The sequence below is a fragment of the Streptomyces sp. NPDC005533 genome, from assembly GCF_042871845.1.
In the GTDB taxonomy this organism is placed as follows: domain Bacteria; phylum Actinomycetota; class Actinomycetes; order Streptomycetales; family Streptomycetaceae; genus Streptomyces.
Map to the genome: position 1 here is coordinate 42,390 of NZ_JBIAJH010000005.1, position 24,548 is coordinate 66,937.

Annotated in this window: 20 protein-coding genes; 12 read left to right on the forward strand and 8 right to left on the reverse strand. The window is 74.7% G+C overall.

The window, feature by feature from the left end; translation table 11 throughout:
- Nucleotides 1–130: 130 nt before the first annotated feature.
- The 5 genes from ACFYP3_RS06635 to ACFYP3_RS06655 all read left to right on the forward strand — a co-directional run bounded on the left by ACFYP3_RS06635 (nucleotide 131) and on the right by ACFYP3_RS06655 (nucleotide 5,355).
- Nucleotides 131–1,156 carry a cation diffusion facilitator family transporter gene (locus ACFYP3_RS06635; RefSeq protein ID WP_388827787.1) on the forward strand — a complete coding sequence of 342 codons (1,026 nt, stop codon included), beginning with the start codon at nucleotides 131–133 and terminating at the stop codon, nucleotides 1,154–1,156.
- A 44-nt stretch (nucleotides 1,157–1,200) separates the two neighbouring features.
- Nucleotides 1,201–1,698 (forward strand): NUDIX domain-containing protein, encoded by a 498-nt coding sequence (locus ACFYP3_RS06640; RefSeq protein ID WP_388827790.1) that lies wholly within the window; start codon nucleotides 1,201–1,203, stop codon nucleotides 1,696–1,698.
- A 48-nt stretch (nucleotides 1,699–1,746) separates the two neighbouring features.
- Nucleotides 1,747–3,000, forward strand: coding sequence for a Tm-1-like ATP-binding domain-containing protein (locus ACFYP3_RS06645; RefSeq protein ID WP_388827793.1), 1,254 nt, complete (start codon nucleotides 1,747–1,749; stop codon nucleotides 2,998–3,000).
- A gap of 139 nt (nucleotides 3,001–3,139) precedes the next feature.
- Nucleotides 3,140–4,756, forward strand: coding sequence for a serine/threonine-protein kinase (locus tag ACFYP3_RS06650; RefSeq protein WP_388827796.1), 1,617 nt, complete (start codon nucleotides 3,140–3,142; stop codon nucleotides 4,754–4,756).
- Nucleotides 4,753–5,355 carry a hypothetical protein gene (locus ACFYP3_RS06655; protein ID WP_388827798.1) on the forward strand — a complete coding sequence of 201 codons (603 nt, stop codon included), beginning with the start codon at nucleotides 4,753–4,755 and terminating at the stop codon, nucleotides 5,353–5,355. Before ACFYP3_RS06650 ends, ACFYP3_RS06655 begins: the two co-directional genes overlap by 4 nt.
- 194 nt (nucleotides 5,356–5,549) lie before the next feature.
- Here ACFYP3_RS06655 and ACFYP3_RS06660 read toward each other — a convergent pair whose 3' ends face one another.
- Nucleotides 5,550–6,839: an ATP-binding protein gene (locus tag ACFYP3_RS06660; RefSeq protein ID WP_388827800.1), complete on the reverse strand. Its 1,290-nt coding sequence runs from the start codon at nucleotides 6,837–6,839 to the stop codon at nucleotides 5,550–5,552.
- A gap of 160 nt (nucleotides 6,840–6,999) precedes the next feature.
- Here ACFYP3_RS06660 and ACFYP3_RS06665 point away from each other — a divergent pair, with 160 nt between their 5' ends.
- Entirely contained in the window at nucleotides 7,000–8,460 is a 1,461-nt protein-coding gene (locus ACFYP3_RS06665; RefSeq protein WP_388828345.1) for a hypothetical protein, read from the forward strand.
- 101 nt (nucleotides 8,461–8,561) lie between these two features.
- The gene (locus ACFYP3_RS06670) at nucleotides 8,562–9,338 is read left to right on the forward strand and encodes a trypsin-like serine peptidase (RefSeq protein WP_388827803.1); all 777 of its coding nucleotides are present in this window, start codon (nucleotides 8,562–8,564) and stop codon (nucleotides 9,336–9,338) included.
- A gap of 6 nt (nucleotides 9,339–9,344) precedes the next feature.
- On the opposite strand, the gene ACFYP3_RS06675 is transcribed toward ACFYP3_RS06670, so the two are convergent.
- The 3 genes from ACFYP3_RS06675 to lnt all read right to left on the reverse strand — a co-directional run bounded on the left by ACFYP3_RS06675 (nucleotide 9,345) and on the right by lnt (nucleotide 12,854).
- On the reverse strand, nucleotides 9,345–10,562 hold the full coding sequence (locus ACFYP3_RS06675) for an acyltransferase family protein (RefSeq protein ID WP_388827806.1): 1,218 nt from the start codon (nucleotides 10,560–10,562) through the stop codon (nucleotides 9,345–9,347).
- A gap of 127 nt (nucleotides 10,563–10,689) precedes the next feature.
- Nucleotides 10,690–11,175 carry an NUDIX domain-containing protein gene (locus ACFYP3_RS06680; protein ID WP_388827809.1) on the reverse strand — a complete coding sequence of 162 codons (486 nt, stop codon included), beginning with the start codon at nucleotides 11,173–11,175 and terminating at the stop codon, nucleotides 10,690–10,692.
- Between the two features lie 38 nt (nucleotides 11,176–11,213).
- Nucleotides 11,214–12,854, reverse strand: coding sequence for an apolipoprotein N-acyltransferase (lnt, locus tag ACFYP3_RS06685; RefSeq protein WP_388827812.1), 1,641 nt, complete (start codon nucleotides 12,852–12,854; stop codon nucleotides 11,214–11,216).
- A 275-nt stretch (nucleotides 12,855–13,129) separates the two neighbouring features.
- On the opposite strand from lnt, the gene ACFYP3_RS06690 reads away from it, so the two are divergent.
- Both ACFYP3_RS06690 and ACFYP3_RS06695 read left to right on the forward strand, forming a co-directional pair.
- Nucleotides 13,130–15,235 carry a PIG-L family deacetylase gene (locus tag ACFYP3_RS06690; protein WP_388827815.1) on the forward strand — a complete coding sequence of 702 codons (2,106 nt, stop codon included), beginning with the start codon at nucleotides 13,130–13,132 and terminating at the stop codon, nucleotides 15,233–15,235.
- Between the two features lie 139 nt (nucleotides 15,236–15,374).
- The gene (locus tag ACFYP3_RS06695) at nucleotides 15,375–15,863 is read left to right on the forward strand and encodes a hypothetical protein (RefSeq protein WP_388827817.1); all 489 of its coding nucleotides are present in this window, start codon (nucleotides 15,375–15,377) and stop codon (nucleotides 15,861–15,863) included.
- Nucleotides 15,864–15,870: 7 nt separating this feature from the next.
- Here the strand turns inward: ACFYP3_RS06695 and ACFYP3_RS06700 are convergent, their stop codons facing one another.
- Entirely contained in the window at nucleotides 15,871–17,259 is a 1,389-nt protein-coding gene (locus tag ACFYP3_RS06700) for a hypothetical protein (RefSeq protein WP_388827820.1), read from the reverse strand.
- Nucleotides 17,260–17,511: 252 nt separating this feature from the next.
- On the opposite strand from ACFYP3_RS06700, the gene ACFYP3_RS06705 reads away from it, so the two are divergent.
- A complete protein-coding gene (locus ACFYP3_RS06705; protein WP_388827823.1) occupies nucleotides 17,512–19,050 on the forward strand; it encodes a hypothetical protein in 1,539 nt (512 codons plus the stop codon).
- 28 nt (nucleotides 19,051–19,078) lie between these two features.
- On the opposite strand, the gene ACFYP3_RS06710 is transcribed toward ACFYP3_RS06705, so the two are convergent.
- Complete coding sequence (locus ACFYP3_RS06710) at nucleotides 19,079–19,594, reverse strand: hypothetical protein (protein WP_388827826.1); 516 nt, start codon at nucleotides 19,592–19,594, stop codon at nucleotides 19,079–19,081.
- Between the two features lie 340 nt (nucleotides 19,595–19,934).
- Between ACFYP3_RS06710 and ACFYP3_RS06715 the strand changes: the two genes are divergently transcribed.
- Nucleotides 19,935–20,525 carry a TetR/AcrR family transcriptional regulator gene (locus tag ACFYP3_RS06715; protein WP_388827829.1) on the forward strand — a complete coding sequence of 197 codons (591 nt, stop codon included), beginning with the start codon at nucleotides 19,935–19,937 and terminating at the stop codon, nucleotides 20,523–20,525.
- The gene (locus ACFYP3_RS06720; RefSeq protein WP_388827832.1) at nucleotides 20,522–21,124 is read left to right on the forward strand and encodes an ADP-ribosylglycohydrolase family protein; all 603 of its coding nucleotides are present in this window, start codon (nucleotides 20,522–20,524) and stop codon (nucleotides 21,122–21,124) included. The genes ACFYP3_RS06715 and ACFYP3_RS06720 overlap by 4 nt, the downstream gene beginning before the upstream one ends.
- On the opposite strand, the gene ACFYP3_RS06725 is transcribed toward ACFYP3_RS06720, so the two are convergent.
- Both ACFYP3_RS06725 and ACFYP3_RS06730 read right to left on the reverse strand, forming a co-directional pair.
- On the reverse strand, nucleotides 21,076–22,704 hold the full coding sequence (locus ACFYP3_RS06725) for an ATP-binding cassette domain-containing protein (RefSeq protein WP_388827835.1): 1,629 nt from the start codon (nucleotides 22,702–22,704) through the stop codon (nucleotides 21,076–21,078). The genes ACFYP3_RS06720 and ACFYP3_RS06725 overlap by 49 nt on opposite strands.
- Nucleotides 22,705–22,821: 117 nt before the next feature.
- Nucleotides 22,822–23,613, reverse strand: a complete 792-nt coding sequence (locus tag ACFYP3_RS06730; protein WP_365473486.1) for an aspartate/glutamate racemase family protein — start codon at nucleotides 23,611–23,613, stop codon at nucleotides 22,822–22,824.
- Nucleotides 23,614–24,548: the final 935 nt, after the last annotated feature.

The following is a 24,548-nucleotide window of genomic DNA, read 5'->3' on the forward strand; positions in this document are numbered from 1 at the left end:
CGCAGGTCAGAGGCCTCTTATGGGTAATGACAACGGTCCCCGTTGCAGCCTTTGCCCATCGCGCCGGGGTGCGCTTCACTTCACGCGACGGAACCGAACACACGGGTGCCGCGATGAGACGGGGGACGCCATGAGTGGGCACGACCACGCGCACGACGACCACGGCCACGGGCCCGGGCAGGGAAGCGGACACGCGGGACACAGTCACGGCGTGTCCGCCGACGCCGACCGCCGCTGGCTGGCGATCGCCCTGGGGCTGATCGGTACGTTCATGGCCGTCGAGGTGGGCATCGGCATCATGGCCAACTCCCTCGCCCTGATCTCCGACGCGGCCCACATGCTGACGGACGCCGTCTCGATCGTCCTCGCGCTGATCGCGATGCGGCTCGCGGCCCGCCCGGCCCGCGGCGGATTCACGTACGGCCTCAAGCGCGCGGAGATTCTCTCCGCCCAGGCCAACGGCCTGACGCTGCTCCTGCTGGCGGTGTGGCTGGCGTACGAGGCGGTGCGCCGGCTGGTGGATCCGCCGCCGGTGGAGGGCGGGCTGGTCCTGGTGACGGCGCTCGCGGGCATCGTCGTCAACGTGGCGGCGGCCTGGTGCATCTCCCGGGCGAACCGGTCCTCGCTGGCCGTCGAGGGCGCCTACCAGCACATCCTGAACGACCTGTTCGCCTTCATCGGGACGGCCGTCGCCGGTCTGATCGTGCTGACCACCGGCTTCCGGCAGGCGGACGCGATCGCCACCCTCGTGGTGGTGGTGCTGATGGTCAGGGCGGGCTACGGGCTGGTCCGCGAGTCCGGTCGGATCTTCCTGGAGGCCGCCCCGGCCCATGTGGACCCGGACGCGGTCGGCGACCGGCTCGTCGGGCACCTGCCCGTCACCGAGGTGCACGACCTGCACATATGGACGATCACCTCGGGCCAGGCGGCGCTCTCCGCGCACGTGCTGGTGGAGCCGGCGGGCGACTGCCACGCCGTGCGCCGCGATCTGGAGGGGCTGCTGGCCAAGGAGTACGGGATCACGCACACCACCCTCCAGGTGGACCACGCGCAGGATCCCCTGCTCACGGTGGGCCGCGCGGGCGAGGGCCCGTCCGGCTCCCATTGCGCGGACGCGCACGGGCCGGTCCACCGGCAGGGCCCGCACGCCCACTGACTCCGGAGCACTGATCCGCGCCCGCACGGGGCATGGATGGTCCCATGACGCACAAGCGCAGTGCCGGACTGCTCCTGTTCCGGCGGACCGGCGGACGGCCGGAAGAGGAGGGGGCCGGGGTCGAGGTCCTGCTCGGGCACATGGGCGGACCGCTCTGGGCCGGACGGGAGGCCGGGGGCTGGGGCATCCCGAAGGGCGAGTACGGACCGGAGGAGACTCCGCGGAACGCGGCCCGCCGGGAGTTCACCGAGGAGATCGGGCTGCCCCCGCCGGAGGGCGAGTACCTGCCCCTGGGCGAGGTACGGCTGACCAGCGGGAAGCTGGTGACCATCTGGGCGGTGGAGGCGGACCTCGACCCGGAGCTGATGGTGCCCGGCACCTTCACCATGGAATGGCCCCCGCACTCCGGGAACGTCCAGGAGTTCCCGGAGCTGGACCGGGTGTCGTGGTTCGCACCGCCACTGGCCGAAAAGATGCTGATTAAGTCTCAGGTCCCTTTCCTGGAACGGCTGTTGGTGCTCCTGAGAGGCCTTGAGAGCTGACCGGTACCCGCGCTTGCCAACACCCCCACCCGCGTGGACATTGCACATATGACGAACGTCGTGCTGGTGGGAACCCTGGACACCAAGGGTGTGGAGTACGGCTGGCTGCGCGAGAGGCTGCTGCGCGCCGGCGTCGAAGTGGTACTGGTCGATACAGGAATCATGGGCGAACCCCGGGTGCCCGCCGACGTACCGCGCGACGCGGTCGCCCGGGCGGCGGGAACGGAACTGTCGGAACTGCGCGCGGCCGCCGACCGGGGCGCGGCCGTGACCACGATGGCCCGCGGCGCGGAGGCGACGCTCTTACGCCTGCACGCCGAGGGCAGGCTGCACGGGGTCCTCGCGATCGGCGGCAGCGGCGGCACCTCCATCTCCACCCGGGCGATGCGCGCCCTGCCGCTGGGCGTACCGAAACTGATGGTCTCGTCCATGGCGTCCGGGGACGTCAGCCCCTACGTGGGCTCCTCGGACATCACGATGATGTACAGCGTGGTGGACATGGCGGGGATCAACAGCATCTCCGCACCGGTCCTGGCGAACGCCGTCGAGGCGATCGCCGGGATGGCGAGGGCCTACGCCCGCGCCTCCCTGGAGCACCGCCCGCCCCCGCTGGGGGCGGGCGGCCGCCCGCTGATCGCGGCGAGCATGGCGGGCGTGACCACGGCCGGGGTGGACGCGGCGCGCGAGCGGCTGACGGACCTCGGCTACGAGGTGCTCGTCTTCCACGTCAGCGGCACCGGCGGCCGCACCCTGGAGACCCTGGCCGGCCAGGGGGTGTTCGCCGGCGTCCTCGACCTCACCCTCAGCGAGCTCGCCGACGACCTGTGCGGGGGCGTCCTCACCGCGGGCCCGGACCGGCTCACCGCGGCCGGGCGGGCCGGGATCCCGCAGGTGGTGAGCCTGGGGGCGCTGGACATGGTGAAGTTCGGCCCGCTGGAGAGCCTGCCCCGGCGGGTCCTGGACCGGGGCGTCCACGTCCACAACCCGTCCATCACGGTGATCCGTACGAACCAGGAGGAATGCACGGAACTGGGCCGACGCGTCGCCGCCAAACTCCGCGTCGCGACGGGCCCCACGGCGGTCTGCGTCCCGCTCCGCGGACTGTCCACGCTCGGATCGCCGGGCGGGCCGTACCATGACCCCGGCGCGGACCGGGCTCTGTTCACGGCGCTGCGCGAAGGCTTGCGGGGCAGCGCCGCCCGGCTCTACGACTACGACACGCACATCAACGACCCGGCCTTCGGACGGGCGGCCGCCGACCGGTTGCACGACATGATCGGCGCGATGGCGGCCGCGGCATGAGAGCCGCAGCCTGAGACACCCCGCACGGTCTGGAACCGGCCGTGCCGGAAACCGTGTCCCAGGGGGTGGCCGGTCACCGACCGGCCAGGGGGACACGGCACGGCACGGCACGGCGGACAGCCGGACGGGGGCGGGAACGATGAAGGACACACGGGCGGCATGGTCGGTCCCCGGTTACACGGAGGTCCGGGAACTCGGCGCGGGCGGCAGTGGCCGCGTCGTGCTCGCCGTCCACGACGCCACGGGCACGGCCGTCGCCGTGAAGTACCTCAGCGACCGGCTGCGCGAGGACCCCGCGTTCGTCGGGGAGTTCCGGGCCGAGGCCCGCCTCCTGGGCGGGCTCGGGACCCCGTACGTGGTGCGGCTGTACGAGTACGTGGAGGCGCCAGGCGGCGCGGCCATCGTGATGGAGCTCGTCGACGGCATCTCGCTGCGCGCGCTGCTCAAGCAGTCCGGGCAGGCGGACGCCGAGGCGGCGCTGGTGGTCCTCAAGGGATCGCTGCTCGGGCTCGCGGCGGCGCACCGGACCGGCGTGGTCCACCGGGACTACAAGCCGGAGAACGTGCTGGTCGCGGCCGACGGCACCTCGAAACTGGTGGACTTCGGGATCGCGGCGAACCGGGGCACCACGCCCGGTGTGGCCGGAACCCCCGCCTACATGGCCCCCGAACAGTGGCAGGGCCGGCCGGCCTCGCCCGCGGCCGACGTGTACGCGGCGACGGCGACCTTCTTCGAGTGCCTCACCGGCCGCAAGCCGTACGACGGGGAGAACTTCGCGGAGCTCGCCGTCCAGCACATCGAGGCGCCGGTCCCGGAGACCGAGGCCCCGGAGCCCGTACGGCCGCTGATCCGGCGCGGCCTCGCCAAGCAGCCCGAGCAGCGCCCGGAGAACGCCGAGGCGTTCGTCGCGGAGCTGGAAGGCGTGGCCCTGGCCGCGTACGGGCCCGACTGGGAGGAGCGCGGGCAGCGCAAACTGGCGGCGCTGGCCGCGCTGCTGCCCCTGCTGTTCCCCTCGGCGGGCGCCCCGGCGGCGGGCACCACGGCGGTGGCCACGACCACCCTCGGCAGTGGCTCGGGCTGGGCGCCCGGCCGCAGCGGCTGGCTCGCGGCGGGAGTGGCGCTCGTCCTCGGCGCGGTGGTGGTGCTGACCACGGACGCGATCGGGGCGTCCCCCGGCGGGGCCTCCGCGTTGAGCGCCTTCGCCACGACGAGCGCGGCCCCGCCCGGATCGGCGTCCCCGACCCCGAATGCGACGCTCTCCTCTTCCCCTTCCGCTTCCGCGTCGCCGACTCCCAGCGCCTCGGCGTCCCCGAGCCCTTCGCCGTCCACGTCCGCGTCCGCGTCGCCGTCCGCGTCGCCGTCGTACGCGCCGAGCCCCACCCCGAAGCCGACGGTGAGCTGGTCTCCCACGCCGACGCCGACGCCGACCCTGGTGGTCACGAAGGTCGACGTGTCGCTGAAGACCGGGGTGTACCGGGGCGACGCGACCGTCTCGGTCGCGTCGCAGGGCACCGGACCGGTCACCGTGGTGCTGGAGTGGTTCCTGGGCGGCGCCCAAGGCTCCTACTCCGTCGCCGACGGCACGGAGTCGTTCACGGTCCAGGCCGGTTCGCCGGTCACCGTGGTCAAGTCCCACGCGTTCACCCGCGACCGCGGCTGCTACGGCGGCGTCCGGGTGACCACGAAGCCTGCCGCCGGGAACAGGTCCGCGTCCGCCTCCCAGTACCTTCTGCGCTGCCAGGACGTGCCCCGATGACCGATCCGCGCGCCCCCGAGGGCGACGACTACAGCGCCACCGTCCTCGGCAGCCACTGGTTCTCCGGTCCCCCGGTGGCCCCGGAGGTGGCCCCCGACCGGGTCGAGGGGTCCGTGCTCCGGTTCGGGCCCGGGGTGACCGCGGCCATGCCCGCGCCGTTCCCCGTGGTGGTGGCCTCCGTCGCCGCGCCCCGGCGGCGCCGCCTCGCCGGCCTGCGGCGGTACGCCCTCGCCGCGGTGGTGCTGGCCGCCGTCCTCGCGTACCTCGGCTGGCAGCGGTTCGGGCCCGGCATCGAGGTCCGCGACGTGGCCGTGAGCACCGATCCCCAGGGACCGCCCTGTGACGCGACGGCCGACGTGGTCGCCGTCGTCGGGACCGACGGGCACCCGGGCACCCTCACCTACCGGTGGATCCGCAGCGACGGCACGCAGTCGCAGGAGCTGACCGAACGGGTGCCGCGCGGGCAGCGCGAGGCCCGGCTGCACCTGCTGTGGACCTTCCAGGGCGCGGGCGACTACCCCGCGCGGGCCGAACTGCGACTGCTGTCCCCGGAACCGCGCACGGCCGCGGTGGACTTCACCTACCACTGCTCCCCGTAGCGGGCGGCCCCTGAAGAAGAGCCCGGCGGCAGCGGGCAGGGCAGTTCGGCGGTTGGGCAGAGCGCGCACCGGTTCCGCGGGTGCCCATTGCGTGCGGGAGGCCCGCGGCCGCTCCGGGGAGTGGCCGCGGGCCGTTCCGCGTTCCCTCCCCCGCCGCAACCGGGGGACGGAAGTCCGTGGGGGCGTGGCGGAGGTCAGAACCGGGCGTGCGCCGTGATGTCCGCCTCGAACTCGCCCGTCATGGCCGGGGTCACCGTCGGCCGGCACTGCCGGACCGCCGCCAGGTAGTCCTGCGTGGTCGCGCCCAGCTGCGCGGCGGCCGCGCCCCGCGCGCCCACGGCCTCCAGGTCCCGTTCGAAGGAGACCTGCGCCGCGATCCGGGCCGCGTGCTCGATGTCGGCCGGCGTGAACAGCTCGGTCGCCGCCACCAGGGCCGCCACGTCGACGTCCGCGCGCCCCGCCGTGTAGCGGGACCAGATCGCGGCGCGCGCCCCGGCGTCCGGGGTGCCGATCGGGATCAGGTAGTCGAAGCGCCCGGGCCGCAGGAAGGCCGGGTCGAGGGAGCGGATGGAGTTGGTGGCGCACACCAGCAGCCGTTCGTCGCCCTCCCGGAAGCCCGGTATGAGCTTGAGCAGCTCGTTCGTCACGCCGTGGATCCCGCCGGGCTGCGCGGGCTCGGTGCGCACGGGTGCGATCTCCTCCACCTCGTCGATGAAGACGAGTACGCGCTCCAGCTCGGCGATCCGGGCGAAGGCGTCGCGCAGCGCGGCGGCCAGGTTGCCCTCGTCGGCGAGGCGGGAGGGCAGCAGTTCCACGAAGGGCCAGCCGAGCCGGGAGGCGATGGCCCGGGCGAAGGTGGTCTTGCCGGTGCCGGGCGGCCCGAAGAGGGTGATCGCGCGCGGCGGCCGCACCCCGTGCGAGGCGGCCCGCTCGGGCTCGGCGAGCGGCAGCACCACGCGCCGTTCGATGAGGTCCTTCTCCTTCTCCATGCCGGCGACCTTGGCCCACAGGTCGTTGGGGAGGAAGCGGCCGCCGAGGTCGTCGAGGAGTCCGGCGGCCGGGCCGTGCAGGGGCTCGGTCTTCTCGAAGTAGGCGACGGCGGGCTGCCGGGTGTAGCCGGCGTTGAGCAGGCCCTCGCCGAGCAGGTCCTCCTCGGGCAGGACGTAGGCGATGCGGCCGACGCGGGCGGCGATGAGGCGTCGCTCCAGCTCGACGAGGAGGGCGCTGGCCAGGCCCCGGCCGCGCCAGCCCGCGGCGATCGCGATGCGCATGACCCAGGCCCGCTCCCCGGTGACGCAGGCGAGCGCGGCGCCGATCGGGACGCCCTGGTGGACGGCGACCACGCAGGGCTGCCGGTCGGTCAGGGCGCTGATGCACTCGGCGAGCGAGAAGACGGACTCCTGGCCCAGCTCGGCCGTCGTGTCGATCAGGTGGACCACCGCTGCGAGATCGCTCTCGCGGTAGTCGTGGATGAGCCAGTTCACCGGGTACCGCCCCTCGTTCGTGCTCCTGCGGCGAGGCTAGGGGCGGCAGTACCGGACGATCACGCTCCGTCGTGCACAACAGGCGGTCCGGAAACCGTCCGTGTCGTCCATAGACTGGTGGCTTCCGCCCGAACACCAGACCGAGGATCCCAGCGCCTTCATGCTTTGCCACATATCCGCGGCCCGACGCGGGCTCCTCCTCCGGCTCGTTCCGTTCCTGTGGACCCTGGCGCTCGGTCTGTGGGGGCTCTCCCGGCAGGACAGCGTGTGGCGGGACGAGGCGGCGACCTGGCAGGTGGCGGGGCGGCCGGCCGGCGAGATATGGCGCATGCTCGGGAACGTCGACGCCGTGCACGGTCTCTACTACCTGCTGATGCACGGGCTCTTCGAGGTCTTCGGCGCGAGTACGACCACCCTACGGCTCCCGTCGGTGCTGGCGGTCGCCGCCGCCGCGACGTGCGTGGCGCTGCTCGGGAGCCGGCTGGCGGGCTTCTGGGCGGGGCTCGGCGGCGGGCTGGCCCTCGGGCTGCTGCCGGCCGTCCAGTTCTACCTGCAGGAGGGCCGGCCGTACGCGCTGGTCGCGGCCGGGGCCGGACTGTCGACCCTGCTGCTGGTCTCGCTCGTCGAGGGCGGGCCCGGGCGGCGGGGCTGGCCGCGCTGGACGGCGTACGGGCTCACGGTGCTGGTGTGCGCCCTGCTGAACTGGCTGTCGCTGCTGGTCCTGCCGGCGCACGCGGCGACCCTGTGGTGGGTGCGGGCCGGGCGCGGGGTCCTGCTGCGCTGGGCGGCGTACGGCTCGGCGGCGGTGGCGGGTGCGCTGCCGCTGATCCTGTTCAGCCGGGGCCAGTCGGACCAGGTGTCGTGGATACCGCCGCTGACCTGGCACATGCTGATCGGCCCGGGGATCCTGCTCGCCGTCGGTGGGCTCGGCGCGTGGGCGGACCGGCCCGACCGCAAGAGCCTCTCGGCGACGGCGGTGGGGCTGCCGCTGCTGGCGGTGCCGCAGCTCGGGCTGATCGGGCTGTCGCTGGTCCAGCCGCTGTTCCTGGACCGGTACGTGCTGTTCTCGATGGTGGGTCTGGCGCTGCTGATCGGCGCCGGGCTGGGCGCGGCCGTACGGGCGTGCACGCCCCGCTTCCCGGGGGCGGCGGGGCTGCTCGTGCCGGGTGTGATCGCGGTGGCGGTGGTGGCCCTGCTGCCGCTGGAGCTGGGCAAGCGGGCTCCGGCCAGCCGCGTCGACGACGTCCTGGCGGTGGCCGGCGAGGTGGACCTGCTGAAGCGGGACGGGGACGCGGTGCTGTTCGTGCCGGCCGCGCGGCGGGACACCGCGCTGGTCTCCCCCCGCGCCTTCACGGGCCTGACGGACCTGGCGCTGGCCCGGACCCCGGTCGACTCGGCGACGCTCAAGGGCGAGGAGGCGGAACCGGATCGGATCCGGGCTTCGCTGCTCGGGCAGCGGCGGGTGCTGCTGGTGACGGATTCGGCGAAGGTCGCGAGGGCCCCGTCGGCGGAGCGCGACAGGGCGAAGGCCGCGGTCCTGCGGGAGCACTTCGCGGTGGTGGAGGACCGGCAGGTGCGGGGCCGCCGGGTGACGGTGTACGAGCGGCGCGGTGAGCCGTAGGGGTCCGCCGGTCCGAGTTTCACACCGGGTGCACGGGATTCACAGGGGATTCATACGGAACACCGGGCTCCGGACATAGGTTCGGCGGGCAGGGTGGAAACATGATCCACCGCATGCTCCCCCGGCCGGCCCGGCGCATCCGTGCGCGGCGGGCGTCACGGATCCTGCTCGCGCTGACCGCGATGGCGGCGCTGCTCGGCGTGGACCTGCCCGACGCCGCGGCCGGACCGCCGCTCGGGGTCACCGCGTGGGCACGGCCCGACACCACGGCGGACCGGGTGGGCGCGCTCTTCGCGGACGGGCTCGACGGCGGGCACTTCTGCACCGCGGCCGTGGTGCGCAGCGACGACCGCGACGTGATCGCCACGGCCGCGCACTGCTTGGAGAGCCCGTACACCACCGTCTTCGCCCCGGGCTACCGGGACGGCGAAGCCCCGTACGGCCTGTGGAGGCTCACCGGGGTGTACCTCGCCCCGGGCTGGACCGAGGACCAGGACCCGGACGACGACATCGCCTTCGCGACGGTGGCACCGGTGGACGGCGGGCAGAGCGGGTCCGTCGAGGACCTCGTGGGCGGCTTCCCTGTCGCCGCCGAGCAGCCGGACGACGCCGCGGTGACGGTCATCGGGTACCCGCGGACCCTGGAGTCACCGCTGCGCTGCGCCAACACCACCGACCTGTTCTCCGAGACCCAGCGGCGGATCGGCTGCCCCGACCTCAGCAGCGGCACCAGTGGCAGCCCCTGGCTGGTGGACGGCGCGCTGACCGGGGTGCTCGGCGGCCACGAGGACGGCGGGAGCGTGCCGGAGATCTCGTACAGCGCGGTGATGGGCGACCAGGCGGTGGAGCTGTACCGGGAGGCGGCCGACGCCGGTTAGCCCGGCCTAGCGGGCGGCCGGGATGCGTTCCGCCTCGGGCGCGGAGGGCTGCGCGGGCAGCCGTCGCAGCGGGGTCGGGGCCGGGGTGCCCGAGCGGATGTCCTGGATGCCGCGCCGCAGCCGGTCGCGCAGGAAGCGGCCCAGGGGGCGTTCGACGAACCGGTGGATGAGCCAGGCGAGCAGCACCATGAGGGCGGTGACGCCGACGGCCAGGGGTACGGGCGCCACGTCGTGGCGGAAGTGGTGGATCAGGGTCAGCCCGGCCAGCATGTGGATCAGGTAGAGCGGGTACGTGATCGCCCCGGCGTGCGGGAGCCAGCGCCAGCGGATGCCGTCGAGGGCGCCGAGGGCTATCGCCGCCATGAGGGTGAAGCCGAGCAGGATGATCACGTGGGCGGGCCAGGCGGGTGTCTGCTGGGTGACGGCGGGGCCCAGGCTGGCGGTCATGCGGTCGTGCACGTGGTGCTGGGCGAGGAGGAACTGGAGGCCGACGACGGCCCACAGGACAGCGTTCGGCCCGAAGCGCCGCATCAGGTGGAAGGCTATGCCGGCGATGAAGTACGGGGAGGCGGAGGACGCCGCGAAGAAGGACAGCACACCGCTGTCGACGGCGGGGGCCACCACGCCGGCGAGGGTCCACACCCCGCAGAAGAGGACGCAGTTGCGGTAGGTCACGCCGCGCATGACGACGACGGCGAACAGGACGTAGAACTTGAGCTCGACGAAGAGGGTCCAGTACACGTCGTCGATGTGCGGGACCCCGATGCCGGCCTGCAGCATCGACAGGTTCACCACCGCGTCACCGGCCTTGATCCTCCGCACCTCGGGCCAGTTGAACAGCACGACGGAGGTGAAGGCCACGGCCGTCCAGTAGGCGGGGAACAGCCTGGACATCCGGGACACCGCGAAGTCGCCCACGGTCCGGCCCCAGGCGCTCATGCAGATGACGAAGCCGCTGACCAGGAAGAAGATCTCGACGCCGAGCCAGCCGTAGACGGCGAACCCGTGGGCGGCCGGGAAGACGCCCTCGGTCGGTTCGCCCCAGGCGCTGTCGAGGACCACGTAGTGGTAGAAGAGCACGGAGAGCGCGGCGAGGACCCGGACGCCGTCGAGGACCGCCAGGCGTCCGCCGGCGGCCCGCTTGCGCGTCAGGCCGTCGTGTCCGGCACCGGCCCGCGTGCCGTCGCTCGGTTGCGGCCCTCCGGCTGAACTGCCCGCGCCCATCCCTCGACCACCCCTTGTGAAAGTACGACGGTCCGATGACCGCCGTCGGATCTGCGGAACCTTACAGCGCGTTCCCGCTCACCCCCAGGTGGGCCGGACGACACCCGGCGGGTTTGCCGGACACGTCCTATTCCGGGATCCCCGCGGGCGCCGCGAACCAGGTGGGCTCCTCGCGCAGGGCGCGGTGGATCCGGTCCAGGGCGAAGGGGTCCAGCGGCGGCAGCGCGTCCACCTCGAACCACGCCACTTCGAGGGACTCGTGGTCGTTGGCCCGCGCCTCGCCGCCGATCGCGCGGCAGCGGAAGGTGATGTCCTGGAACTGGCAGAGGTCGCCGTTGGGGTAGGTGATCGGCTCCAGCATCTGGACGAGCACCACGCGCTCGGGGACGCAGCGCACCGCCGTCTCCTCGAACACCTCGCGCACGGCGGTCTCGGCCGGCTGCTCCCCCGGTTCGGCGATCCCGCCGATCACGGCCCACCGGCCGGTGTCGGAGCGCCGGCCGAGCAGCACCCGGCCCAGGTCGTCGAGGACGATGGCCGTGACCCCGGGGAGCAGGAGCAGCTGGTGCCCGGCGGTGGCGCGGATGGCGCGGATGAAATCGGGAGTGGTCATCCCCCGACCCTACGAGGCCCTGGGCGCCGGCCCCGGTCTCACTCCGCCCGGCGCGCGCGGGTCCGTCGGGCCAGGAGCAGGCCGAAGCCGCCCGCGGCGAGGAGGAGCAGTGCGTACTCGGGCAGCGGTCCGACGACGGTGGCCGGGGTGCGGGTGGAGCGCAGCGGGATCTCGGCGACCAGGGCGTCCGCGGTGAACATCCTCGTCTGCGCCGTGATCCTGCCGTCGGGGCGGATGACCGCGCTGACTCCGCTGGTGACGGGGACGAGGACGGTCCGGCTGTGCTCGACGGCGCGGATCCGGTCCATGGCCAGCTGCTGGTAGGTCATCTGGGTCCGGCCGAACGTGGCGTTGTTGCTCGGCACGGCGATCACCTGGGCACCGTCCCGGACGGTGGAGCGGACGGCGTCGTCGAAGGCGGCCTCGAAGCAGGTGACCATGCCCACGCCGCTGCCGGCCATGTCGAAGACCCCGGGGTCCTTGCCGGGGCCGAAGTCCCGGCGCACCCGGTCCACGTCGGCGCTGAAGAGCCGGACGAAGGAGCGCATCGGGATGCGCTCGCCGAAGGGCTGGATCTTGCGCTTGTCGTAGGTCGCGGTGGGGCCCGCGACCGGATCCCAGAGGATCATCGTGTTGCGCAGCGGACCCGTCTCCGGGGACACGACGGCGCCGATCGCGACGGGCACGCCGATGGCCTTGACCGCTTCGTCGATGACGGCGCGGGCGTCGGCTTCGGCGTACGGGTCGAGGTCGGAGGAGTTCTCCGGCCAGACGACGAAGTCCGGCTTCGGCGCGCGGCCGGCCTTGACGTCCTCGGCGAGCTGGATGGTGCGCTTGACGTGGTTGTCGAGGACGGCGCGGCGCTGGGAGTTGAAGTCGAGGCCGAGGCGCGGCACGTTGCCCTGGATGACGGCGGCCACGACGGTGCCGTCCTCGGCCGCGTCGGAGACGAGCGGGCGGGCGGCGAGTCCGGCGCCGATCGGTGCGGCGATGGTGAGCGCGGTCAGCGCGGCGGTCGTGCGGCCGGGGTGCCGGCGGGCGGTGCGCACGGCTTCGTAGAGGCCGAATCCGCAGAGGGCGACGCCGAAGGAGAGCAGCGGGGTGCCGCCGAGCGCGGCGAGCGGGGTGAAGACGCCGTCGGCCTGCCCGAAGGCGAGCTTGCCCCAGGGGAACCCGCCGAAGGGCGCCCGGGCGCGCAGGGCCTCGCCCGCGACCCAGACGGCGGCGGCGAACAGCGGCCAGGCCGGGAGCCGGCTGACGAGGGCGATGCCGAGGCCGGTGAGGCCGATCAGGAGGGCTTCGAGGGCGACCAGTGCCAGCCAGGGCACGGGGCCGACCTCCTCGCCGGTCCAGACGAGGAGCGGCAGCAGGAAGCCGAGGCCGGCGAGGAAGCCGAGGCCGAATCCGGCCCGGGCGCGGCGGCCGTGGAGGCAGCCGGCGAGCAGGGCGATGGCGAGAGGGGCCAGCCACCACAGGGGGCGGGGCGGGAAGCTGAGGTAGAGCAGCACACCGGAGAGGGCGGCGAGCACGGAGCGCACCAGCCGGGCTCCCCCGCGCCGGGCGGGGGCCGCGGCGGCGTCGCCGGGCGCTGTGGCGTGGGGCGGCGCGGCCTCGGCCGCGGCTCCGTCGGCGGGCTGCGAGGGCTCGTTCCCGGCCGCGCGGGTGACACTGCTGCTCATCTGGCGGAGTGTACGTCCCCGCGCCTCGGACACGGGTAAGCGGCCGGGCCGGTCCGGGCCCGCCATGACCACCACCCAAGTAGTGACAAATGGGATATCCAGCACATAGGCCGCATTCAACTCGACTTATTCCATATGCCGTTTGAGGGTGTGTCAGTCGCAAACGCGCGGGGCATAATCGGGGCCGGTCGTCTCCGGAAGCGGTGGAGCCATCGGGACACCGACTCACCCCCACGGCGGAATTCCGCACCGGACCGATCCCCAAGGCGTCGTACATGTCCCTGGCCAGCCGCACCCGCCTCGCGGCCCTGCTCACCGCGCTCACCATCGGCGCCGCCGGGGTGACCACCTGGGCCTACGGATACGGGAACGCACCGGAGCCGGCGGCTCCCGAGGCGGCCGTCCGGCCGAGTGTGACCGAAGGCACGGTCCTCCACGTCGTGGCCCACCCCGACGATGACCTCTTCTTCATGAACCCCGACCTGAGCCGTTCCATATCGACGGGCGTGAAGGTCGCCACGGTGTACCTGACCTCGGGCGAGTCCGACGGCAGGAACGAGGCCCACAGCCCGCACCTGGAGGACCCGGCACGCCCCGCCGACCACGCCGCCTACGCGGAGGCCCGGCAGAACGGCATCCGGGCCGCCTACGCCCAGATGGCCACCGGCGACCGCACCAGCGCCTGGCAGCGCACCTCGATACCCACCACCGGCGGCGGGAGCGCCGAGGTGGACGTGCTCGTCGCCCGGCCCGAGGTCAACCTCATATGGATGCAGCTCCGTGAGGCCCGCAGCATCTCCGGCGACAACCCGGACAGCCTGCGCGGCCTGTGGGACGGCAAGGTGCCCGCCCTGGGCTCCCAGCTGACCTCCGGGACGCCGGTCAAGAGCGGGTTCTCGTACACGAAGGACCAGGCCGTCGAGGCCATAGCGGACGTCTTCGCGCGGTTCCGGCCGACGACGATACGGACGCAGGACCCCACGCCCGGCCGGGCGCAGGGCGGCGGGGCCTTCCTCGACCACCAGGACCACATGTACGGCGCCCGCTTCGTGCAGGCCGCGGCCGAACGCTACGCGCGCTCCACGGACCGGCCGCACTTCTCGGTGCAGAACTACGTGAGCTATCCCAACAGCTCCCTGCCCCCGACGCTCGATCCGCAGGCGGCCGAGGAGAAGCTCGGCTACCTCAAGACCTACGCCTGGACCGACCACCAGGACTGGTGCGGCAGCGCCGCCGGCTGCGGCGACCGCAAGACCGCGACCCGGCCCACCGGCGCCGGCTGGAACCAGACCATCCGCTACAGCCGGGGCGACGGGACCTCCTGGATGACCGAAGGCGCGTCCGGACGGCTGTGGGCCTTCGCCGTCCTCGACGGCCGGATGGCGTACTGGTCGCGCAGCGGCCCCGAGGCCGCCTGGCGCGGCCCCGAGTTCCTCCCCGGCGCCGGGATTGACGCCGGCGCGGCCTCCGTCCGCCTCCCCGACGGCAGGATCGCGGTCTTCGGCACCCGCACCACCCTGGGCACCGCACCCCAGGAGTACGCACGCGACGTCGTGTACGCCGTCCAGAGCGCGCCGGGCGGCGCCTTCGGCCCGTGGCAGTCGCTCGGTACCCCCGACACGGACGACATATCCGGCACCTCGGCGATCAGCGCGCCGGCCGTGGCCGTGGACCGCGCGGGCCGGATGACCCTCTACGTACGCGACTCCGGGCGCACCCTGCGCGCCCGCGCGCAGGACGCCCCGGACGGCGCCTTCGGCGCGTGGCGGTCCCTCGGCGGCGCCGCGCTGCAGGGCGACCCGGTCACCGCGACCGACGCGGCGGGACGGCGCCACGTCTACGCCGCCACGGCCCAGTCCGTACTGGCCTGGGTCCAGCCGACGCCGGACGCCCCGTCCGGCGGCCCCCTCCCGACCGGTCTGCCGGCGACCACCGGTCCGCTCTCGGCGAGCCCGCAGGGCGACGTGGTCCGCCTCTGGTTCCGCCACCCCGGCACCGGCACGGTCGGTACGAGCCTGGCCCGCGCGGGCGGGCCCGCGCCGACGTTCTCCCCGGTCACCGAGGCGGGCGGCGAGGGCGGCTACGGCGCCGTCGGCGTGACGGGCGGGCTGCTGGCCGGCCGCGCCGGCACGGGCACGATCGGCGTGTCGGGCCCGGGCGACGCGCCGTCCTGGTACGAGTCCCAGATGCTCTACACGGGCGCACCGGCGGCCGTGGCGGAGCCGGACGGCACGGTCCTCGCCGCGGCCCTCGGCCTGGACGCCGCTCTCCACGTCACGACGGCTCCCCCGGCCGGATCCGAGGCCCCCGGCAGCCGCCCGCCCTCCACCCCGTGGCACCACGCCGTCCAGCCCTCGACGGTGGTACAGGCCGGGCGCTGAACCTCTCGCTCCCGCGGCTCCGGGTGGCAGCGCCGACCGGGGCGGGCGACGATGGCGGGCACCACGTCGGGACGCGGCCGCGGCCGGCTCCCGACGGGCTGACCGGCTGACCGGCCCAGCGCCGGTGATCGGAGCTCCCATGACCGCTTGCTCCACCGCGCGCGGGAGCGCGGGACCGGGAAGGGTCCGCGCCGTGGCCTGCGCCGCCGTGTTGCTGGCCCTCGCCACCGGGTGCCGGAACGACGCGGCGCCGACGTGGGGGTATCCGGAGCTCGGCGCGACCGTCGGATCGCTGTCCCGGGCCCTCGACGAAAGCTGCGCCGGGCAGACCCCCGCGAGCTGCTCCGACGGCCTCGACCGGCTCGACGCCCTGGCGGAGCGCGCCTTCGCCGAGGTCCTCGACCACCGGCTCCTCGACGACGCGTACCTCGCGGCCCGGAACGAGGTGGACCGGGCGAGGCGGCTCCGGCTCGCGGCCGCGGCGCGGGCCCGCTCGCTGCGTGATCCGCACCACCCGCCGCTCGGCCGGGCGGTGGCGGCCGAACGGCACGCCTACCGGCACCTGCTGGCCGCACTGGAGCGGCTGCGCACCACACCGCCGCCGGGCGACGGCACGGACCCGGTCTGAGCCTGCCTCAAGACGGCGGGGGCGGGGCGGGGAGCGCCGTGCCGTCGAGGGCCACGAGGGCCAGGACGGCGATCGAGCCCGTCCACGCGAGCGGAGCCACCGAGGCGGGCCTGCCCTCCTTGTCCACCTTCTCCGGCAGTTCACCGAGCGCGTTCCGCTTGGCCAGCAACCAGTCGAGCACCGGTGCGGCCTTCGCGGGCCGCCCCGTGGCGGCCCAGGCGAGCGCGAAGAGCGCCGTACTGGGCGTCCAGGCGTTCCCGCCCCAGGGCGCCGTGGCGTCGTTGCCGGGGGTCAGGCCCCCGTTGGGCAGGAGCAGCGCCCGGTACGTGGCGTCCAGCGCCCCGGGCAGACCGGCGGGCGCCGTGTTGAAGGGGGGCGCCATGAACGTCACCGCGCTGTCGCGGCCGTGCCGTCCGTCGACGGTGCGCTGGTACCCCAGCGGAGCGAACCGCGCGGAGATCCCGGCCGACAACCGCCGCGCGGCCCGGGCCCAGCGCGCCGCGTCGTCCGGCCGGTTCACCTCCCGGGCGAGGTCGGCGGAGGCGTTGAGGCCGGCGAGCAGCGGTGCGGCCGTACCGATGTTCGTGGTGGCCGTCGTCAGCTCCCAGTAGTCGGGGGAGGCCGGCGGCAGGCCGTCCGCCCGCAGGGAGGCCGCCGCGCGGTCGGCCGCTTTGCGGATCATCGGATAAAGGGCGGCCAGCCGAAGGCGGCGGGTGTCCGAGGGGGCCGTCCGGTACCACTGCCAGGTGGCCCACGGAACCCAGCCGTTGGCGTCGAGCTGCCACCACCTGCCGTCGGGCGGCCCGGAGGCGTCGAGCCTCGTCCGCGCCTCCCACGTGCCGTCCGCGCGCTGGGTCGCGGCGCTGTAGCGCAGGATCCGGTAGGCCTCCGCGTCATGGCCGGTGTGCGCGAACGCGGCGGAGGCGAAGCTGGAGTCGCGCGGCCAGGAGTACTGCCAGCCCGGGCTCCACCCCGCGGCCACGGCGCCGTTGGGCCGCAGCAGGGCGCGCATCGCGAGGAGGGCCCGCTCGGCCGCCGCGCGCTGGGCCGCGGACCTGCCGGGCACCCGGCCGGAGGCCAGCCAGGCGCGGCTCTGTGCGATCTGCCCCACGGCCGGCGGATGGCCGTCGGGGACCACGAGCGACGTCTTCCGGCCGGCGGGCAGGTACTTCCACCGGCCCGACGCCAGCAGCAGGACGTTGCTCCCGTCGACGTACCGCGCACCCTCGGCGACGGCCGGCGGAACCCCTTCGGCGGCGGTCGTGTTGGAGAGCAGGCCGACGGTGGGCGCGACGAGGGCCGACAGGGGCGCGTGACTGCCCACGGGACACAGGGGGACGGCGAAGCTCGCGAAGGCCGCCGTGGCGACCGCCCAGCAGCCGAGGACACCGGGCATCGCCACTCCCTCCGCCGGCCCCGGGTCCGTGCGGACCCGGCTTCCCCATCCTGGGAGAACCGGGCGGCGGCTGCCACGGAACGCCCGCCGCCCGGGTGACCGAGGGCGGCGCGTCCTCCCGTCCCGTCGGGTGCCGGGCCGCTCCGTACTCGCCCGTCCAGGCCCACCCGGGATGCAGGGGGCGGCGGGCCGTGCACACGATGGGGGTTCCCGGGTCCCCGCCGCGGGGTCCCCACCGCGAAGAGGTGGTGAATGAGCACGGCTGCGATGGAGGACGAGGACGTCCGGGCCCCCGGTCCCGCGGAGGGCGGGGGAACGGGTCCCCGCCCCGCCCTGCGCAGGGTCTTCCGGGCGGCCGGGGCGACGCTCGTCGCGGCGGCCGGGACCCTGGTCGCCGTCGGTTGCTTCCTCGGTCTCTACGTGCGGCCCACGTCCGACGACTGGTGCGCCGCGTGGAAGACCCGCGACCTGGGGGTCCTCGGCATCACGTCCGACTTCTACCGGACCCAGAACGGCAGGATCGCCAACGCCTTCCTGAGCGGCGTCGTCTACGGCGACGGACCGGCCGGCACCAAGGTCCTGCCGACGGTCATCGTCGTCTTCTTCACCGTCGGTCTGGTCCTGTTGGGGCGTGAGCTCGTCCGGTTGCTCGGCGGCAGACCCCGGCTGCTGGTCCTGACCGCCTGCGCCCTGGTCGTCCAGGCGCTCATCTACTTCGCGGGCACCCACAGCTACCAGGTGCTGCTGTGGGCCCCGGCGACGATCTCGCACACCCTGCCGAGCGTCATCGGCGTGTGGGCGGTCCTGCTGGCCCTGTGGACCGTGCGCCGCCCCCGCGGCGCCGCCCGCGTGACCGGCTTCGTCTCGGCGTTCCTCATCGCCTTCGCGCTCGGCACCCTGAGCGAGCCGTTCACCCTCGTCAGCGCCCTGCTCGCCGGCCTGGTCGGGCTGGTCTGCGTGCCCCGGTTCGGTCTGGCGCGGAACTGGCTCCCGGCCGGCTGGTGCCTGGTGTGGTGCTGCGGCCTCGTCCTCGGCATGGCCGTGCTGTACACCTCCCCGGGCGCCCGCTGGCGGCGGGCCCAGCGGCTGGACCAGGAGTCCATGCTCTCCGCGGGGGAACTCCGGGGTGCCTTCGCGGACTGGCTGCGCGTGTGGGACGTCGTCACCGGACAGTGGGCGTACCTCGGAGCCGCGGCCGTCGGCGTCCTGTTGGGCCTGGCGTGCTGCGTGCGCGGGCAGGCGGCCGGAAAGCGGGAGCCGCGCCGGCCCGTCCCGCGCCGGGCGTTGACCGCCGTGCTGCTGCTGCCCGTCCCGGTGGTGGTGCTGGGGTCGTTCGCGGTGGTCGTGGGGCTGCACAGCGGCTACGGCCCGAACGGGTGGACCTTCGGCCGCGCCTGGACGAACTTCATCGTGCCGATGGAGCTCGCGCTCTGCGGCTACGGCGCACTGCTCGGCGCCCGGGGCGGGCGGTGGCTCGCCGACCGCCGCTCCGCCGACGCGTCCCTCGCGACCGCCGGCGTGGCGGCGGCCTGCCTGGCGCTGGCCTCGGTGACCGCGCTCGTCCCGAGCGTCCGGGGCCTCACCACCACGACGGTCGCCCGCTCGGTGGCCTGGGACGCCCAGAACTCGCGCATCCTCGCCGAGACCGCGCAGGGCGCCACGGACGTGGGCTACCGGCCCCTGTACATCGGGGTCCTGTCCGAGCCCTTCTTCACCGAGGACTACGAGCGGGACTGGGTCGCCGCCTGCGTCTCGAACTGGTACGGCGTCGAACGCATCCACCGCGTCTGAGGCGGCCGGCGGGAAGCGGGCGAGCGGCCTAGCGGGCGAGCGTGCGCAGGTGGGTGCGGATGACGCGGACGGCGTCCTCCGCGTCGTCGACGGTCACCGTGAAGAGCTTGCCGTCGCCCAGGCGCAGTTCCAGGCCCTCGCCCCGGCGGACGATCACCGCGGTCCCCTTCTCGGGGCGCCAGCGGTAGCCCCAGCCGCCCCACTGCTGCGGGGTGATCCGCGGAAGGAACTCGGCGGAGGTCACCTCGGTGAGCCGGATGGTGCGGCGCGGCAGCCCCACGTGGCCGCAGCGCACGATCAGGGCTTCGGAGTCGATGGTGACGGCGACGTGCACGAAGGCGAGCGTGCCGAAGAGGATGAGCAGCCCGGCGGCGAGGCAGCCGGCCACCGCCATGAGGAGCGGGACGAAGCCGGAGGACCAGGCGTTGTCGACGGCGAGCTCGATGCCGAGCGCCAGACAGGCCGCGCCGGCCGCTGCGAGCAGCCACTGCACGCGGTTGGAGGCCCGGCCCGTCCAGAACGGACCCGGTGGGTGCGCCGTCATGTGTAGCAGCGTACTCACGTTGCGCTGGTGCGCCACTGCCCCTCGCCCGGTCGGATCAGCGCGCCCGCCACCGGCCCTCAGCCGGGGAGCAGTCCGACGAGCGCGTCGGTGAGCGCGTGCCCGTACGCGATCCGTACGCCGCCGAGCCGTCGAGTTCGGCGAGCAGTGCGTCGAACAAGTAGGGGCGGGAAAAGAGCAGTTCCGGCTGCCCGCCTTGCGTTCGATCCGTTCGAGCGGGCTGCCGTCGGGGCGCCGGATTCGCCCGCGCCCGCGGCCCGCGCGCCGACTACCACACCCGTAGTACTACATCTGTGGTACCGCGTGTAGCTAGGCTGGCAAGGTGAATCAGGACCGGAGGGACCGGCTGCGGGACGCGGCCATCGCCGTACTGGCGGAGGCGGGCGGGCGCGGGCTGACGCACCGGGCCGTCGACGCGGCCGCCGACGTGCCCACGGGCACGGCCAAGAACTACTTCCCGACCCGGGACGCCCTGCTGCGGGCCGTCGCCGAGCGCTGCGTCGAGCAGTACCGGGCAGTGCCCGCGTCCCTGGTCGGTGCGGGGCCGGGGCCCGCCGACGCGCGGCAGCTCGCGGCACTGCTGGCCGGGCTGCTGCGGGACGTCGCCGGGCCCGGCCGGCCGCGCGTCCTCGCGTACCTGGAGCTCCTGACCGAGGGGACGCGGCGGCCGTGGCTGGCCGCGCTGTTGGATCCGATCGCCGCGGGGGACTTCGCCGCGCACGAGCAGCTGCTGCACGCCGCCGGGCTGCCGGCCGGGCCGGAGCGGGCCCGCGCCCTCACCCTCGCGTTGCACGGCGCCGTCCCCCACCTGCTGTCCGGCGCCCCCGCCACCCTGACGGCGGCCGGCCTGGACGACCTCGACCGCTTCGCCCGCGCCCTGCTCGCCTCTGTCTGCCCCGAGGAGACTCCGTGACCACCCGCCTCGACCGTGCCGTGGGCGCCGTCCTGGGCTCGGCGGCGGGCGACGCGCTCGGCGCGCCGTACGAGTTCGGCCCGGCCGGACAACTGACCGCGCGCGGCGAGGAGATGCGCGGGGGCGGCGGTTGGGATCCGGGCGAGGCGACCGACGACACGCAGATGGCCGTGCTGGTCGGCGAGTCGCTGCTGGAGCGGGGTGGCCTCGAACTCCCGGACATCTTCGCCCGGTTCCGACGGTGGGCGGCGGGGCAGCCCAAGGACATCGGCCTCCAGACCGAGGACGTGCTGACGAACGGCGAGCCGTGGGTCCTCGCGGCGGCCCTGCACTTCCAGGTCAACACCCGGGCGGCGGGGTTCGCGGACGCCGTACGGGCCGCCGTGGACCTCGGCGGGGACACCGACACGGTGGCCGCCGTGACGGGCGCCCTGGCCGGGGCCCGGTACGGCGAGGGGGCGGTGCCGGAGTCCTGGACGGCCGTGCTCCACGTGCCGCTGCCCGGGTTCGGGGAGCGGGTCCTGGCGGCGGACGACCTGCGGGCGCCGGCTCAGCGGCTCGCGGCGGCCGGCCGGATGGCGGCCGCCGGGTCCCGCTGAAGCTCCAGGCGGCGGCCGCGGAAGGCCGCGCGCAGCCGCCTGTCGTGCGTGACCAGGACCAGGGTGCCGCCGAAGTGGGCCAGGGCCGCCTCCAGTTCCTCCACCACGGCCGGGGCCAGGTGGTTCGTCGGCTCGTCGAGGAGCAGCAGGTCGAGCGGGCGGGCCACCAGCCGGGCCAGCTCCAGCTTGCGGCGCTGACCGGCCGAGAGGGTGCGTACCGGCCGGACGAGGTCGTCCGGGGCGAGCAGACCGTGCCGGGCCGTCTGCTCGGCGCATTCCTCGCCGAACATCTCCACGGCCGAACGGGGTTCACGGGCCCACCGGTCGTCCTGCCGGAGCAGCCCCGCGCGTGGGAGTGTCCGTACGAGGCCGCGTACGGGCTCCAGTTCACCGGCCAGCAGGTGCAACAGGGTCGACTTTCCCGTGCCGTTGGGTCCGGTCACGAGGAGCCGCTCCCCCGGCGCGAGCGTGAGGGAGAGGGGTTCGAGCCGTCCCGGCACGGCCGCCCCGGTCAACTCCACCACGCCTGCGGCGCCTTCGGTGAAGCGGCCGGTGAAGACGAGCGGCCGCGGGGGCGGCGGAACGGGGTTCTCGGTCAGCCGGTGCAGCCGTTCGCGGGCCGTACGGATCCGGGCGGCGGCGCCGTGCGTCCGGGAGCGGGCCCGGAAGGCGCCGGCTCCGCTGAACCCGCGGGGCAGCTTGCGCGGGATGGCGGCGAACCGTCCGATGTTGGTGTCGGCCAGCCGCTCGGCACTGCGCACCTGCTCGCGCCACTCCTCGTACTCCCTTTCCCGGCGGGCCCGTTCGGCGGCGCGGGCGGTCAGGAACCCGGCGTAGCCGTTGCCGTAGCGGCGGACCGTCCGGTGACCCCCGTCCACTTCCAGGACGGCGGTCGTGACGCGGTCGAGGAAGAGCCGGTCGTGGGTGACGGCGACGACGGTTCCCCGGTGGGCGCGCAGGCGCTCCTCCAGCCAGCCGACCGCCTCGTCGTCGAGGTCGTTGGTCGGCTCGTCGAGCAGGAGCAGCTCCGGCTCGGCGGCGAGGGTCGCCGCGAGCGCGAGCCGGGAGCGCCGGCCGCCGGAGAGGGTGGCGAGCCGCCGGTCCGGGTCGAGCGCGCGGCGTTCGCCGAGGTGGCGCAGGGTGGTCGCGACGCGGCGTTCGGCATCGCGGCCGCCGCGGGCCTCGTAGGCGGTGAGGAGGTCCCCGTACGCGGTCAGCTCCTCGGGACCGGCCCGGTGCAGCCGGGATTCGGCGGCGCGGATCCGGCGTTCGAGAGCGCGCAGGTCGGCGAGGGCGAGGTCGACCGCGTCGCCGACGCGGGCGGTCGGCGGGAGGTCCAGGGTCTGCGCGAGGTGCCCGACGCCGCCGGGGGCGGTGACGGTGACCTCGCCGTGGTCGGGGCGCTCGCGCCCCGCGAGGAGCCGGAGCAGGGTGGACTTGCCGGAGCCGTTGTCGCCGACGACGCCGACCCGCTCGCCGGGCCGGACCGTACAGCTCACGCGGTCCAGGACGACACGGGTGTCGTAGCTCTTGGTGACCTCGGACAGGACGATCTGGGTGGAGGCGAGCGGAGCACGCAAGGGCGATCCCTTCTACATGAGACGAGTCGTTTCGTCTCCTTGCAGGCACAACCCTGAACGCCGTTCGAGCGATGAGCAAGACGGTCCGTCTCGTTTCTTCTGATCAGTCGGCGCCGGTCAGCCGACGGGCGCGCCCTGACCCGCGAGCAGTCGGCCCTCGGCGTAGGTGAGCGCGGCGGCGGGCAGCGAACCCTCGCGCCCGCTGCGCAGCACGGTCAGTCCGCCCGTGCGGGGCAGGGCGGGCTCCGGCCGGGCGCCGACGCGGCGCAGCGCCTGGACTGCGACAGGCTCGGCGGACCCGTGGAAGACGAGCTCGGCTCCCCCCGTCCGCGCGGCGAGGGCGGCCCGGATGACGGTCTCGACCAGCTCGTAGTGCGTACAGCCGAGCACCACGTCGGTCACGTCGGCCGGGGTCAGTGCGGCGGCCGCGGCCACGCTGGCCGCCACGGCGGCGTCGTCGGCGGCCTCCACGGCGTCGGCCAGCCCGGGGCAGGGCACCTCGGTGACGCGGGCCCCGTCGGTGAAGTCGCGGATCAGCCCGCGCTGGTAGGCGCTGCCCGTGGTGGCGGGGGTGGCCCAGATGGCGACACGTCCGCCGGCGGCTGCGGCCGGCTTGATCGCCGGTACCGTCCCGATGACCGGGATGGCGGGCTCCAGCGCGGCTCGCAGGGCGTCCAGGGCGTGCACGGTGGCGGTGTTGCAGGCCACGATCAGCGCGTCCGGGCGCCGCTCGGCGGCGGCCCGCGCGACCGCGAGCGCCCGCTCGGTGATGCCGGCGGGGGTCCGCGGCCCCCAGGGCATCCCGTCGGGGTCCGAGGACAGGACCAGGTCCGCGTCCGGCCGCAGCCGGCGCACCGCCGCGGCCGCCGCAAGGAGGCCGATTCCGGAGTCCATGAGCGCGATCTTCACCGGGCCACCTTAGTCGACCCCCACTCCACCCGAGCCCTCCATCGCCAACCACGCGACTCCGGGAACCACCGGGACGGCGCCCCAGCCACCCCTGCGAAGGGCCGAAGCCGCCGACCGCTCCGCCCTCGAAAACCCGAACGGACCCGAACATTCGCCCCCGGGACCCACCGGGGACGGCAGTCCAGCGGCCGGGGCTGCCCAAGCAACCCGGCCGTTCCGTCCTCGAAACCACAGCGGACTCGGCCATGAGCTCCCGGGACCCACCCGGGACGACAGCCGAACCACCCCCGGGATGGCCAGGCCGCCGGCCGCGGCTGCCCCGAGCAACCCGGCCGCTCCGGCCTCGAAAACCATAGCCGACCCGGACATTCGCCCCCCGGGACCCAGCCGACCAGGGTCGCCAGCCAAGGCCGCCCCAAGCAACTCAGCGGCTCCGGCCTCGACAACCACAGCGGACCCGGACATTCGCCCCCCGGGACCCAGCCGACCAGGGTCGCCAGCCAAGGCCGCCCCAAGCCACCCAGCGGCTCCGGCCTCGACAACCACAGCGGACCCGGACATTCGCCCCGGGACCTACCCGAGTGGGCAGCCGAACCACCCCCGGGGACGGCCAGCGTCGCCAGCCAGGGCCGCCCCAAGCAGCCCGGCCGCTCCGGCCTCGAAAATCAGAACGGGCCCGGACTTTCGGCCCCGGGACCCACCCGAGTGGGCAGCCGAACCACCCCCGGGACGGCCAGCGTCGCCAGCCGCGGGCCGCAAGCAGCGCGGCTGCCTGCACCGCCCCTCCGGGCTCGGCGATCAGGCCAGCGGCCGGGGCGTGCGACTCCAGGGACCGGCCGGGGCGACCACGCCGATCACCCACCCCCGGCCCGGGACCGTCGGCCGCCGCGCGCGCCCCGCTGGGGACCGGCGGCCCGGCCGCAGGCGCACCCCGT